Below are 14,199 nucleotides of genomic sequence, written 5' to 3'. Positions count from 1 at the left end.
GTTTAACTTTTCACTGCCTTAGGTTTTAAAGAAGCCTTGTTGCGATCAGTTGATTTTACTTTGTATTTACAGCTAAGCCAGATTGAAAAAGGCACGCCTATGAGGGCAGGTAGAACCCAGCTGATAATTTGAAGTGACGGTGAGCCTTCAAATAATGCGCGTCCTCCAAAGGCAAAAAATGCGGTATATGCACCAATACCAGAGCCGATGATATGCCCAATGTGCTCAGTTACCCACGAACCTGCTACGATATCTTTTTGATAAACATAGCGCACAATACCAATGGCATTTAACAGTGCGATAGGGGCAAAGATACAAGTTAGCGTGATACCGTACGTAATACCCTGATACAACGCAATGGAAGCGACGACAAAAAGCAGTACGGGTAGCCATAAATATTCAATTGTGCGCAGCTGCTCAAGATTTTGCTTCACTTTAAGCACCGCTAGAGAATGCCTTACGTTGTTCCACACCAACAGGCTCAACATCAGCAGAAAGAGATATTGACCCCTAAGGTATGCAGTGAAATAAGCCACAGACTCAAAGTGCTCGGGCATTGTTGGGAAGATGACTAGCGGAATAAATAGCACCATTGTAGAGCTGATAACGCCACTAATAGACGTAAATAGCATCGCTTTTATGTAGTAACCACCAAATTGCTTGTGTGCTTTACCGCCCTTTTTCGTAAGACTAGGTACCCAAAAAAGTAAAAGTGACAGGGCACCCGTTAAAATATGAAGCGTTACTATAAAGCCGTGAATTGTTTGCATCTTGCTTTCCTTTGGCAATGAACAAAATTGTAGGCTTATAGTGATAACTTCACGAGATTGACGATAGTGCCAAAAGTCACGAGATAAAAAGTGACTTTTGGCCTATGCATTAGATGGTATTTTTTGACAAAGTAGCGTTAGTAAAAAATAAAAAGAAAGGTTGCTAGGAAAAAATGAAAATATCGATCCCTGCCTACAAGCAGGTGAAAATGGATGTAGAGCATGCTTCGGCACTTATAACTTGGTTAGTGATAAGTTGCTCTGCGCTCTATTTTCTTATCAACCAATTTTCGTTGGTGCATTGGCGCACACTATCGGCAGCGACCATTTTTATTACACTAGCGATTTGCTTTACCATCATAAGTAAACACCGACTAAACCACAGCTCAAGTCTATATATTTTGGGTTTTATGTATTTGATTGCGGTTGTTAGTCAGTTAGTGGTTCCTTATGTTTACCTCGCTATTTTCGTAGTGATATGTTGTGCCATTCTCCCTTACTACGTGCCGTGGAAGCAGTGCGTTACCCTTTCTGTTCCAATTTCCTTACCTACCGCTATTATTCAAAGCGCAGTATGGAATGAACAGTATGCGTTGTTAACTGGCGCGCTTTTTTGGACATTCAATGTATTCGCTATGATTATGTCGAACACGGCCATTAAAGAATCGAAAGCGCGAGAAGAGGCTGATGCATTAAATAGACAATTATTAAGTACTCAGCAGTTAATGAAGCAGGCACTTACACAAGATGAACGTCTGCGCATAGCGCGAAATATTCACGATGTATTAGGGCACCATTTAACGGCGCTCACTATCAATCTACAAGTTGCGTCGAGAAAAGCGGATTTATTAGAGAGCACTGAATCGAAAGACATTAAACAGCACGTTGGTCAGTCCCACAGTATTGCAAAGCTATTACTCTCTGATGTCAGAGAAGCGATTTCTGATATTCGGGAAAATGCGGCTATTGATTTTAGTTTAGCGGTAAACGCACTGATTAAGGACTTGCCTAGACCAGCGGTGAATTTAGACATTGACGATAACTTAGTGTTAACCAACGTGCGAATTGCCGATTGCCTTTTGAGATGTATGCAGGAGGCGCTGACTAACGCGATCCGTCATTCACAGGCGCATTATTTCTCTATCTCACTTTCGCACTGCAACGGCGCTTATAACCTACTAATGCAAGACAGTTTGGTACCGCTTACTGCTGATAGCAAACTAGACAGTAAACAGCCATCCAGCAAAAATATTTCATGTAGTCATGCAGAAGGCGTTCTGAAGGAAGCAGGGCCGAGCGAATCGGACACTTCAAGTCATGTGGTGGCTGGTAATGGCCTTAAAGGAATGCAAGAGCGGGTGCAAGAGCTACATGGATCTATAAGCTGGCAGCAAACCGAGCAGGGTTTTCGCATCGAAATTCACATTCCGGAGGGCGAATGAAAACACGCCTTATTTTAGTTGAAGATCAAATGCTGGTGAGAGAAGGCATCAAATCGCTTTTAGGGCTCGATGATAGCGTTGAGGTTGTTGGCGAATATGAGAATGGTCAGCAGCTCATCGATAGTGAAAACGCTTTAAACTGTGATGTGATACTGATGGACATTCGCATGCCCAAACTATCGGGTATTGATACTTTGCTTGCGCTAAATGACAGAAAGATAGCTACACCTGTGCTTATGCTCACTACGTTTGACGATCACGAACTGGTAAACGGCGCTATGCGCGCTGGAGCAAAAGGGTACCTGCTTAAAGATGTGTCGCTAGAAACCTTGGTAGACACTATTACACAAATAAAAAATGGCAAAACGCTGATTCAGCCTGCGGTGACCGAAAAAGTGTTGCAAGGCTTGAAAGGACTGAACGTAGAATTTGAATCATTCGAAAACCCAGAGCCTCTTTCTGAAAAAGAAGTCGAAATTCTCCGTTTGATCGCTGCGGGTTACAGTAATAAAGAAATTGCAGATGCGATGTTCAAATCAACAGGCACCATTAAGAACCAAGTTTCTTCAGTCATGGCTAAGCTTGGTGTAAGAGATAGAACGAGGGCTGTGCTCAAAGCGTTAGAGCAGGGGGTATTGTAATCAATAAAAGGAGAAGCAGAGCTTCTCCTAAAATGTTGCGATATGTTCAACTATGTGGGAGAGCTTATTTATCCATATGGACAACTGAGCGGATGCTTTCGCCTTTATGCATCAAATCAAAGGCTTCGTTTATTTCATCAAGACCCATGGTATGAGTGATAAACTCTTGAAGACCAAAGTCACCATTTAGGTATTGTTCAACAATTCCTGGTAGCTCTGAGCGACCTTTAACTCCACCAAACGCAGAGCCGCGCCATACACGACCTGTCACTAACTGGAATGGACGCGTTGAAATTTCTTGTCCTGCGCCTGCAACACCAATGATTACTGATTCACCCCAACCTTTGTGGCAGCATTCAAGCGCAGAGCGCATAACGTTCACGTTGCCAATACATTCAAATGAGTAGTCAACGCCGCCGTCAGTCATTTCAACAATCACTTCCTGAATAGGCTTGTCGAAATTCTTAGGATTGACTAGGTCAGTTGCGCCAAGCTGTTCCGCTAGGTCAAATTTGCTCTCGTTAATATCAATACCAATAATGCGACCAGCGCCCGCCATGCGCGCACCAATTATGGCTGACAGTCCAATGCCGCCTAGGCCAAAAATAGCAACCGTGTCGCCTTCCTGTACTTTCGCCGTTTTAAGTACAGCACCCATACCCGTAGTTACACCACAACCAAGCAGGCAAACTTCGTCTAACGGCGCGTTTTTGTTTACTTTCGCTAGCGATATTTCAGGTAAAACTGTGTACTCAGAAAACGTTGAGCAGCCCATATAGTGATAAATTGGCTCGCCATCTTTAGAAAAACGACTTGTGCCATCTGGCATTAGGCCTTTACCTTGCGTATCGCGCACTGCTTGGCAAAGGTTAGTTTTGCCTGACTTACAGAACTTACATTCGCCACACTCTGCTGTATAAAGAGGAATAACGTGGTCGCCAACTTCTACACTTGTAACGCCTTCGCCCACCATTTCAACAATACCGCCACCTTCGTGACCTAATATTGAAGGAAATACGCCTTCTGGATCATCACCTGATAATGTAAATGCGTCAGTGTGGCACACGCCGGTTGCAACAATGCGCACTAGGACCTCGCCTTTCTTAGGAAGCTCTACGTCCACTTCTTCCATCTTTAACGACTCACCTGGGCCCCAAGCCACCGCAGCTTTTGACTTAATGTGGGTTTGGCCCTCTTGCAACGAATCTTTAAACGATGCCATGTGATAACTCCTTAATTATAAATCTTTGATGTTGTTTTATAGGGCAAAGTATAGGAGACGGATTACTAATGATAAATACATTTTAAGTAAATCACTTTTTCATAATTGTAATAATTGATTTGGCAAAATAGAATGTACTTAAATAAACCAGCGCTGTGTTGAACAACGCTAAACTAACGAGTGGCGATAATGAAATATCTAGAAGGTATAGCCGAGTTTTGTGCCGTAGCTGACGTTGGCAATTTTACTGGGGCTGCAAATAAGCTAGATACGTCAGTGGCACAGATAAGCCGTAAAGTGGCATCGCTAGAAAAACAGCTTGGCGTTAAGCTATTGCAGCGCACAACGCGAAGCGTATCCCTCACTGAAGCGGGCATGCAATACTTCCAGCAGGCAATGCCTGCGTTAAAAGCGCTCGAAGATGCCCAGCTAGCTGTAAGCGCGCTTCAGGCGTCTCCGCAAGGGTTGATTAAGCTCACCGCTCCCGTAGCGTTTGGCGAAGCGTTTATTGCCCCTTTGCTTAATACCTTTATGCAAAAGTATTCAGGCATTAGCGTGCAGTGTACCTTTTCAAATGAAAAGCTTGATATTGTCGAGCAAGGCCTCGATCTGGCTATACGCATTGGCAAATTAGAAGACTCTACCTTGGTTGCTAAAAAGCTGGCTACCCGACATTTATTTGTTTGTGGAAGTAGGGATTATTTTAACGAGCAAGGACAGCCTAAAAGTATTGAAGAGCTAAAAGAGCACTCGTTGCTGGTGGGGTCACAGCCATATTGGCGTTTACTTATCGATAATAAAATTCAATCAATTCCAGTGCAGGGGAGAGTACGGTATAACAGCGGGAATGCCTTATTCAGCGCCGCAATTGCTGGTTTAGGTATTGCACAACTGCCTGGGTTTTATGTGCGCAAAGCACTAGCTTCAGGTCAACTACTTGAACTTTTCCCCGAGTATAAAGACAAGCGAGAGGCTATTTGGGCGGTATTTCCTTCAAACCGAAATGTTGCACCCAAAATTAGACTGCTGGTGGATTTTTTAGCTCAACACCTTGTTTCAGACAGTTGAAGCGCCCTCGCAAAAATAGTGATCGAAATACAGCGCCTGTATCTAAATATTCTTTAATAAAGGTGATATGCAGGTGATGAAGTGCACAATGATGAGGGAAAAATTCACGTACGCGGTGCTCGTGTACACAACTTAAAAAATATCAGTATTGATATACCACGAAATGAAGTGGTGGTGTTTACTGGTGTATCTGGCTCAGGAAAATCTTCTTTGGCTTTCGGTACGCTTTACGCAGAAGCTCAGCACCGTTATTTAGATTCAATATCACCTTATGCCAGACGGTTAATTGAGCAGGTGGAGAAACCTGACGTAGACGCAATTGAAGGCTTACCGCCTGCTGTGGGCCTACACCAGCGTCGAGGCGCACCTTCCGTTCGTTCTTCCGTTGGCAGTATCACCACGCTTTCTAATAGCCTGCGAATGCTTTATTCGCGTGCAGGCGACTATCCCGAAGGGCAGAACATTGTCTACGCAGACGGCTTTTCTCCTAATACGCCAGAAGGTGCATGTGAACACTGTGACGGTATTGGAAAAGTTTTTGACGCACAAGCTCATCGCCTTGTACCCGACGACAGTCTCACCATACGTGAGGGCGCTGTGGCAGCTTGGCCTGGTGCGTGGCAGGGCAAAAACCTAGTAAGGGTACTGTTATCGCTAGATATCGATGTTGATATTCCATGGCGTGAACTGCCTCAAAAAACGCGTGACTGGATCTTATACACCGACGAAATGCCTCAGTTACCTGTATACCGAAACTATAATCTAGCGCAAACCCGCAAAGCGCAACAAGAAGGTGAACCTGCCAGCTACAATGGAAAGTTTATCAGCGCGCGCCGTCATGTGCTTGATACCTTCAAAACGTCTCAAAAAGAGAAAATGAAGCAGCGAATCGCTCCCTTCATATCTGTTGAAGCATGTCCGGTTTGCCGTGGAAAAAAGCTTAAGCAAAATGCGCTGGCAGTGAGAGTTGATGGCTTAGATATTATTGATTTTTCAAGGCTGCCATTACAGCAAGTTCACGAAAAGCTTCAGGCGTTAAGAAATTCAGTCAACTGCGATACTTCAGAGCGTGGTCAGGTAATACGCAATATTACCGCCGACATTATTGAAAGAGTGAACCCCATAATAGCGCTTGGGCTTCATTACCTTTCGTTAGATAGAAGTACAACAAGTATCTCAGTAGGCGAACTACAGCGATTGCGTCTGGCGACTCAGCTTAAATCAAACTTATTTGGCGTTGTCTTTGTGATGGATGAACCCTCATCAGGTCTTCACCCTCGCGATGTAGAAGGGCTTATTCACGCGCTTCACAATATTACCGAAACGGGAAATTCACTGCTCGTTGTCGAGCATAACCCTTACGTTATCAAAGGCGCTAACTGGGTCGTAGATGTAGGGCCGAGGGCTGGAGTGAACGGCGGTGAGCTTGTTTATAGTGGGCCGGTTAAGAAGCTGGCAAGCATTAAAAACTCCCCAACGGCAGACTATGTGTTTAACAACAAAGCCCTAAGCCAGCGTATAAAACGTAAATCATCAGGGGTATTGGGTTTAAAAGACGTGTCCAGGAATAATGTCAGCCATGTTGATATTGATATTCCACTTGGTGTGATGACCTGTGTTACAGGCGTTTCCGGCTCTGGAAAATCGAGTTTGATTAGCCAAGCATTAGTTGAGTTAGTCAAAGATGGTTTACGTTCGGCTGAGAAAGAAGGGAAGCGAGCGAAAGAAGCGAAAGAGACGAGAAAAACGAAAGAACTGTTTACTGACGCCAATTCACTTCTTGCTCAAGACGCTTTTTCTCATGAAAGTGAGGCGCAGCAAGGCCGCATTGAAAGCGGGCTTGAAGCGTTAAGCCGTATAGTTGTGGTAGATCAATCTCCCATCGGCAGGACACCCCGTTCTACATTGGCGACCTATACCAGCATATTTGATCAAATCAGAAATTTATTTGCTTCAACCGAAGAAGCAAAATCCCGTGGATACGATGCGGGCCATTTTTCGTTTAACGTCACAAAAGGGCGATGCCCACATTGTGAAGGTTTGGGTGTGGTATCGGTAGAACTACTGTTTATGCCGAGTGTTTATTCCCCCTGTACCGTCTGTAACGGCCAGCGCTTTAACGATAACGTACTGGAAGTTGCTTACAACGAACATTCTATTGCTGATGTATTATCACTTACGGTTGAAGAAGCACTATCTGTATTTGATAGTAATCAAGTCATTACGCGAGGACTTCAAACCTTAATGAACGTAGGGCTTGGCTATCTAACCTTGGGGCAAAGTGCCACTGAGTTATCAGGCGGCGAGGCGCAGCGCATTAAATTAGCGTCGGAACTTAAACGTGCTCAAAATGCTAATACTCTATACGTCCTTGATGAACCTACAACCGGTTTACACCTTTCAGACACTTCGCTACTTATGCAGCATTTAACCAGCTTAGTTGAAGCAGGGAATACGGTAGTGATGGTTGAACATAATATGCAGGTGGCTGGGGCTTGCGATCACATTATAGATATGGGGCCAGGCGCTGGTGATGAGGGAGGAAAAATAGTTGCTGAAGGTAGCCCTGAGGACATTGCGAAGGTTCAACAAAGTGCAACAGCTCCATTTTTGAAGGCGAGTTTGGCCTAGAAAGCTTTCACTGAATGAGTGTGGTTTGAGTGAATCTAGAAATAAGTACCTCTTCAAAGCCACTTAAATACGAGTAAGCCGAATAAGAAACTGCTTAAACGCGCATTTGTACCTTAAAAAGAAATATTAATTAAGGAGTGTTTCACTTTTTGCAATACAGTGTGGTGAAAACTGCGGTTGACATATAGACGTCTATACGGCAAATTGCTTGTATGAAAAAGATTCTACTTACTCGCACCGCCATTATGTTAATTACCACCTTAAAAAGGGCGGTCGCTGACTAGTGCAAGTAAGCAAAAGACAACGAAAGCCCGCCTAACACAGAGCGGGCTTTTTTTTACACACGTTTTAGCATGCGTAACCTTAAGGAGCAGCATATGAAAGTCTTAAAGTTTGGGGGTTCTTCTCTAGCCGATGCACCGCGATACATGCGCGTTATGGAGATTAGCACGGCGACCCACCAAACCGACGGTGCTGCGGTTGTACTCTCTGCCCCAAAGGGGGTAACGAACGCGCTTTCACTACTTTGTGAACAAGCAGCCGCGGGTGAAGATTTCCAGCCATTATTCGATAAGTTGAACGACACGGTTACCGGCATTGCCAACGACCTGAACAATGAGTTCGACGGGTTTGAGCACGCAAGCGTGGTGGAATTTATTGCTGGTCACTTATCAGTATTAAAACAGCACCTTGAAGGCATAAAACTTCTCGGAGTTGCGCCAGACAACGTTGCTGCCGGTATTCTAAGTATTGGTGAGTACATCTCGGTGACGCTTTTTAGCGCTATGCTATCGGCTAAAGGCATTGCAAACCGCGTTATCGACCCAGTTAAATATGTACTTGCTGAGGGCGATTACCTAGACAGTATTGCCGACGTATCGCTAAGTAAAGCACGTTTTTCAGATATACCTACCGATGGCAGTGAGTTTCTTGTCATGCCTGGGTTTGTTGCTGCTAACGAAGCGGGCGAGAAAGTCACGCTTGGGCGTAACGGCTCAGACTATTCAGCGGCCATTTTAGCGGCGTGTATAGACGCAAATTGCTGTGAAATTTGGACAGACGTAGACGGTGTTTATAACGCTGACCCGAATCAAGTTGAAGGGGCAGTGTTGTTAGACAAGCTTACCTATCAAGAAGCGATGGAGCTGTCTTATTTCGGTGCCAAGGTACTTCATCCGAAAACTATCGGTCCTATTGCCCAACACCACATCCCTTGTTTGATCAGAAACACACTAAACCCAGCTGCGCCAGGTACGCTAATCAGCAATGAAAAAAGCGAGGTGTGGACGTCAGTTAAAGGTATTTCACAGCTTGATAACGTCACAATGTTTAACGTTGCAGGCCCTGGCCTTAAAGGCATGGTAGGTATGGCAAGTCGTGTGTTTGAGGTGATGTCGAACGCCAATATTTCAATAAGCCTTATTACCCAGTCTTCTTCAGAATACTCAATCAGTTTCTGTATCCAAAGCAAAGACGCCAGCCGAGCGTTAACGCTTCTTGAAGATGCGTTCGCGCTAGAGCTTCAAAATCAATTGCTAGACCCCATTGAAGTGCGTCATGACCTGGCCATTGTTACTTTGGTTGGTGACGGTATGCGTCAAACTAAAGGGTTGGCAGCGCGTTTCTTTAACTCGCTTGCCCAAGCGCGGGTGAACAACGTTGCTATTGCTCAGGGCTCTTCAGAACGTTCTATTTCAACAGTAATCGAAAGTAAGCGTGCCAAGAAAGCAGTAAAGGTTATTCACCAGAATTTTTTCTCTGACCGCCATACCATAGACGTATTCCTAGTAGGGTGTGGCAATGTAGGCACTGAACTGCTAGGTCAGATAGAAAAGCAACAACCTGCATTGCTTAAACGCAATGTACAACTGCGCGTATATGGCATTGCGAACAGCCGTAAACTGCTGTTAAACAGCCAAGGTGTTGATTTAAGCGGTGACTGGAAAGCGGCACTTGATTCTGCAAGTGAAGGCTTAAGTGTAGAGCGTTTAAATCAGTTCGCAAACGATAACAGCTTGGTAAATCCGGTTATTGTTGACTGCACTAGCCATGAAGCGGTTGCACAGCAATACGTTGATATGATGGAAAGCGGTTTCCACGTAGTAACGCCTAATAAAAAGGCGAATACCTCTGCTATGTCTTACTACCGCAAGTTGCGTAAGACTGCACTTAATACGAATCGGCAATATCTATATGAGACAACAGTAGGTGCGGGCCTTCCTGTTATCGATAACCTACAAAAACTATTCAGCGCAGGTGATGTGCTTCACCGTTTTGAAGGTATTCTTTCAGGCAGCCTATCTTACGTATTCGGCAAGCTTGAAGAGGGCATGAGCTTGTCGCAAGCGACGCAAACCGCCAAAGACAACGGTTTTACAGAGCCAGATCCCCGCGACGATTTAAGTGGTATGGACGTTGCTCGCAAGCTGCTTATTATGGCTCGTGAAGCTGATTTAGAGCTTGAGCTATCTGACATTGAAATTGAGTCTGTGCTGCCAGAAGGTTTTGCTGAAGACTGTTCAATTGACGAATTTATGCGCCAACTTCCAGAGCTAGATGCCTCGTTTGGCGAAAAGGTTGAAGCGGCCAAAGCAGAAGGTAAAGTGCTTCGTTATATCGGCAGCATTGAAGATGGAAAATGCAAAGTAAGCATTCAAGCTGTACCGGCTAGCAATCCGCTTTCTCAGGTGAAAGACGGTGAGAATGCGCTTGCGATTAACAGTGATTACTACAGCCCAATTCCTTACGTGATTAGAGGTTATGGAGCAGGTGGTACGGTAACGGCGGCAGGAGTGTTTGCTGACATTTTGCGCACTATGCCGTGGAAACAAATGGCGCACTAAGAGCTAAATAACGCTTAGCTTGCTTAGCATAACGAGTAAGCGGCTAGAGTAAGAAATTCGAAGGTGCGACTTAGGCCAGTGATTTATCGCGTTAAGTTGCACGCGAAGTAAGAGAAATAATATGAAAGCATTAACGGCCTTTGCGCCAGCTTCAATTGGAAATGTAAGCCTAGGCTTTGATGTATTGGGCGCAGCGCTTGCCCCAGTTGACGGCACTAAGCTTGGTGATGAAGTTGAAATAAAAGCGGCAGAATCATTTTCGTTAGAAACCGTCGGACGCTTTGCTCACAAACTTCCTGGCGATGCAGATAGCAATATCGTCACTAAGTGCTACCACTACTTTTGTGAGCAAATGGAAAAGTCTGGAAAACCGACTTCTCCTGTAGCTCTGACCCTTCACAAAAACTTACCTATTGGAAGTGGCTTAGGCTCGAGTGCTAGTTCAATCGTTGCAGCTTTCGCAGCGCTTAATGCTTTCTTCGGCAACCCGTTTAATGAAGATACATTGCTGATCATGATGGGTGAGCTAGAAGGCCAAATCAGTGGCAGCGTGCACTACGATAACGTAGCACCGTGTTACTTGGGCGGCATGACACTAATGACGGGTAGCGACGCGCCGGTCACGCTATCATTGCCTTTAAACGACGATTGGTACTATGCCGTTTGTTATTCGGGCATTAGCGTATCGACAGCAGCTGCTCGCGATATCTTACCTAAGCAGGTGGATATGGCGACGGCGCTAACCTTTGGTCGACAGTTAGGCGTGTTTGTTCACGCTTTACATGCGGGTAACTTTGACTTGGCGGCGTCGGTAATGAACGATGTTATAGCCGAACCTTACAGAAAATCGCTACTGCCTGGCTTTGATGAAGCGCGTGCATTTAGTGAGCAAACGGGGGCGCTTGCATTCGGCATTTCGGGCTCGGGGCCTACAGTGTTTGCTGTATGTCCAAGTAAGGCGCAAGCGGAAGAAGTCGCAGCATATTTAACTGCAAATTACATTCAAAATGAAGATGGCTTTAGCCATGTGTGCCAAATACCAAGCCAAGGTACTATTATTTGTTAAAAGCACATGATTTTTCAAAGGTACATGGTTTCCTAAAGGCTCATGGTTTCTTTAAGGTACATGATTTCTTAAAGTCATAGTAACTTGTAAAAGCACAGTGATTTTTTAAAAGATTTAAAGGGCAGAGTATTTGCCCAAATAAAAAGGTAACAGCAAGTGGAATTGGTAAATTTAAAAGATTCATCGGACACAGCAAATTTTGCTGAAGCCGTTAAACGTGGCTTAGGCAAAAAACAAGGGCTTTATTTTCCAGAGCATATTCCTACCCTAGATAACATTGACGAATTGTTAGAAAAGCCATTTGTAGAGCGCAGTATTGAAGTACTTCGCGCGCTTATCGGCGATGAACTGAACAATGGCGAACTAGAAGAAATTGTTAAAACGGCATTCGCTTTTGGTGCGCCAGTCGAGCAGGTTAACGATAACGTGTACTGCCTAGAACTTTTCCACGGCCCAACGCTGGCGTTTAAAGATTTCGGCGGCCGTTTCATGGCGCAAACCCTGTCGCGCATTAGCGAGGGCAAGCCAGTAACTATTTTAACCGCAACGTCAGGTGATACAGGTGCTGCGGTTGCTCACGCGTTCCACGGTATTGAAAACATCAACGTGGTTATCTTGTTCCCTAAAGGCAAGATCAGCGCGCTACAAGAAAAGCTATTCACAACACTTGGCGGTAACATTCATACTGTTGCTGTAGAGTCTGACTTTGATGCATGCCAATCGTTAGTCAAAACTGCGTTCGACGACCCTGATGTACGCGAAGGTCTTCACCTAAACTCAGCAAACTCAATTAATATCAGCCGTTTACTAGCGCAGGTATGCTACTACTTTGAAGCGGTAAGTCAGCTGCCTAAAGAGAAGCGCGATCAGCTTGTTATTTCAGTACCTAGCGGTAACTTTGGTAACCTGACCGCAGGCATGATTGCTAAATCTTTGGGTCTACCTATTAAGCGTTTTATCGCGGCAACTAACCTAAACGATACTGTGCCTCGCTACCTAAAAACCGGCGAGTGGGACCCTAAAGCGACCGTTGCAACTATGTCTAACGCGATGGATGTGAGTCAACCGAATAACTGGCCGCGTATTGAGGCGCTTATTGAGCGTGGTTACATCGACAAAGCGTGTCTTAAAGGTGAGATGGTTGACGAAGAGTATACCCAGCTTGCTATGCGTCAATTAGCGCAACAAGGTTATACCAGTGAGCCACATGCCGCTATTGCCTATCGTGCAGTAAGTCACGATTTAGAAGACGGCGAAATTGGTTTGTTCTTGGGCACTGCACATCCAGCCAAGTTCAGAGAGACAGTAGAAAACGTGTTAGGTAATCCTATTAGCCTACCTAAAGCGTTGGCCGATGTAGCAGGCGAAGACAGCCTAGCGGCAGACTTACCTGCGTCTTACGATGCGCTTAAACAGCACATGATGGATTTGCTTAAGTAATGACATCATCTGCATCAACATGGCAAAGCGCGCTTAGTGATGAAAAGCAAAAAGACTATTTTGTTACGTTGCTTGAGCGCGTGAAGCAGGCGCGTGAAGCGGGAAGCGTTATTTACCCGCCTCAGCCTGATGTATTTAATGCGCTGAAATATACGCCGCTAGACCAAGTTAAAGTCGTGATCTTAGGTCAAGATCCTTACCATGGGCCTAATCAAGCCCATGGTCTCTGCTTTTCGGTAAAAGCGGGTGTTAAAACGCCTCCATCGCTTAAAAACATGTACAAAGAGCTATTAACCGATATTGTTGGTTTCACCGAGCCTAATCACGGCATGCTGACGTCATGGGCGGAGCAAGGGGTATTGCTACTTAATACCGTATTGACCGTTGAGCAGGGCAAAGCACATAGCCACGCGAAATGGGGATGGGAGACCTTCACCGATAAGGTTATCGATGTGGTCAACGAGCACTGCCAAAACGTTGTGTTTCTTCTTTGGGGAAGCCATGCGCAAAAAAAAGGCAAGCACATAGACCGTGAAAAACACCTAGTCTTACATGCACCTCATCCATCGCCACTCTCAGCACACAGAGGCTTTTTAGGTTGCAAACACTTCAGCCAAGCTAACCAATATCTTATTGAAAAGGGCAAAGACCCCATCAATTGGCAGGTATAGCATTAGCTTTAGGCTAAGCATCTAAAGCACACTAGAAAGTAAAAAGGCCGCCTGTGTAACAGGCGGCCTTTGTTTTATCTTTCCAGTGTTTCTAGCTCGTACTCGAACCCACAGTCGAGTTCGGCCAGTTCTTTTTCTAATTTGTAGCGATCTTGTAGCGCTTCGATTTCTCTCCACTTACGTTTTTTGCTTTTGGTTTTTGCTGGGCTTGCTTCGATGTCTAGCATGGCAAATAGATCTGACTTATCCACTGGGATCTCCTTTTTATACCACTACAACTAATACAGAGTTTTTGTTTTTAATTCCCTCTGTACAATTTTGTATCACAGCCACAACTAAAATAAAATAGTTTAGTTTACCTTTTATTAACAAATTGTGACGATATGATGACAAGGGTAAGGAAAG

The 14,199-nt window shown here is 44.9% G+C and carries 11 protein-coding genes; 8 read left to right on the top strand and 3 right to left on the bottom strand.

Annotated elements, in window-relative coordinates; genetic code table 11:
* Positions 1-2: 2 nt before the first annotated feature.
* Positions 3-770, bottom strand: coding sequence for a hypothetical protein (locus ACXAGV_RS02310; protein ID WP_474871528.1), 768 nt, complete (start codon positions 768-770; stop codon positions 3-5).
* A gap of 173 nt (positions 771-943) precedes the next feature.
* Here ACXAGV_RS02310 and ACXAGV_RS02305 point away from each other — a divergent pair, with 173 nt between their 5' ends.
* A complete protein-coding gene (locus ACXAGV_RS02305) occupies positions 944-2,212 on the top strand; it encodes a sensor histidine kinase (RefSeq protein ID WP_474871526.1) in 1,269 nt (422 codons plus the stop codon).
* Entirely contained in the window at positions 2,209-2,853 is a 645-nt protein-coding gene (locus ACXAGV_RS02300) for a response regulator transcription factor (protein WP_474871524.1), read from the top strand. Before ACXAGV_RS02305 ends, ACXAGV_RS02300 begins: the two co-directional genes overlap by 4 nt.
* 64 nt (positions 2,854-2,917) lie before the next feature.
* Here the strand turns inward: ACXAGV_RS02300 and ACXAGV_RS02295 are convergent, their stop codons facing one another.
* Entirely contained in the window at positions 2,918-4,075 is a 1,158-nt protein-coding gene (locus ACXAGV_RS02295; protein WP_474871522.1) for an S-(hydroxymethyl)glutathione dehydrogenase/class III alcohol dehydrogenase, read from the bottom strand.
* A 189-nt stretch (positions 4,076-4,264) separates the two neighbouring features.
* Here ACXAGV_RS02295 and ACXAGV_RS02290 point away from each other — a divergent pair, with 189 nt between their 5' ends.
* From ACXAGV_RS02290 to ung, 6 genes are all read left to right on the top strand, one after another.
* Entirely contained in the window at positions 4,265-5,143 is an 879-nt protein-coding gene (locus ACXAGV_RS02290; protein WP_474871520.1) for a LysR substrate-binding domain-containing protein, read from the top strand.
* 81 nt (positions 5,144-5,224) lie between these two features.
* Complete coding sequence (locus ACXAGV_RS02285) at positions 5,225-7,774, top strand: excinuclease ABC subunit UvrA (RefSeq protein WP_474871518.1); 2,550 nt, start codon at positions 5,225-5,227, stop codon at positions 7,772-7,774.
* A 377-nt stretch (positions 7,775-8,151) separates the two neighbouring features.
* Positions 8,152-10,617 carry a bifunctional aspartate kinase/homoserine dehydrogenase I gene (thrA, locus tag ACXAGV_RS02280; protein WP_474871516.1) on the top strand — a complete coding sequence of 822 codons (2,466 nt, stop codon included), beginning with the start codon at positions 8,152-8,154 and terminating at the stop codon, positions 10,615-10,617.
* 121 nt (positions 10,618-10,738) lie between these two features.
* Positions 10,739-11,683: a homoserine kinase gene (gene thrB / locus ACXAGV_RS02275; protein ID WP_474871514.1), complete on the top strand. Its 945-nt coding sequence runs from the start codon at positions 10,739-10,741 to the stop codon at positions 11,681-11,683.
* A 156-nt stretch (positions 11,684-11,839) separates the two neighbouring features.
* Positions 11,840-13,123, top strand: a complete 1,284-nt coding sequence (gene thrC / locus ACXAGV_RS02270; protein WP_474871512.1) for a threonine synthase — start codon at positions 11,840-11,842, stop codon at positions 13,121-13,123.
* Entirely contained in the window at positions 13,123-13,794 is a 672-nt protein-coding gene (gene ung / locus ACXAGV_RS02265) for a uracil-DNA glycosylase (RefSeq protein WP_474871510.1), read from the top strand. Before thrC ends, ung begins: the two co-directional genes overlap by 1 nt.
* A 74-nt stretch (positions 13,795-13,868) precedes the next feature.
* Here ung and ACXAGV_RS02260 read toward each other — a convergent pair whose 3' ends face one another.
* Positions 13,869-14,045, bottom strand: coding sequence for a DUF3545 family protein (locus tag ACXAGV_RS02260; RefSeq protein ID WP_012519516.1), 177 nt, complete (start codon positions 14,043-14,045; stop codon positions 13,869-13,871).
* Positions 14,046-14,199 lie beyond the last annotated feature (154 nt).

This window comes from Alteromonas sp. ABH4_453, from assembly GCF_056160665.1.
Note: the sequence above shows the minus strand (reverse complement) of the source record. Positions and strands in the feature narration are given on the sequence as shown.

What these genes read in the sequence shown, in the direction of transcription:
- ACXAGV_RS02310 (WP_474871528.1), bottom strand. Translation starts at nt 770, where the DNA reads ATGCAAACAATTCACGGCTTTATAGTAACGCTTCATATTTTAACGGGT.
- ung (WP_474871510.1), top strand. Translation starts at nt 13,123, where the DNA reads ATGACATCATCTGCATCAACATGGCAAAGCGCGCTTAGTGATGAAAAG.
- thrB (WP_474871514.1), top strand. Translation starts at nt 10,739, where the DNA reads ATGAAAGCATTAACGGCCTTTGCGCCAGCTTCAATTGGAAATGTAAGC.
- ACXAGV_RS02300 (WP_474871524.1), top strand. Translation starts at nt 2,209, where the DNA reads ATGAAAACACGCCTTATTTTAGTTGAAGATCAAATGCTGGTGAGAGAA.
- ACXAGV_RS02305 (WP_474871526.1), top strand. Translation starts at nt 944, where the DNA reads ATGAAAATATCGATCCCTGCCTACAAGCAGGTGAAAATGGATGTAGAG.
- ACXAGV_RS02290 (WP_474871520.1), top strand. Translation starts at nt 4,265, where the DNA reads ATGAAATATCTAGAAGGTATAGCCGAGTTTTGTGCCGTAGCTGACGTT.
- ACXAGV_RS02295 (WP_474871522.1), bottom strand. Translation starts at nt 4,075, where the DNA reads ATGGCATCGTTTAAAGATTCGTTGCAAGAGGGCCAAACCCACATTAAG.
- thrA (WP_474871516.1), top strand. Translation starts at nt 8,152, where the DNA reads ATGAAAGTCTTAAAGTTTGGGGGTTCTTCTCTAGCCGATGCACCGCGA.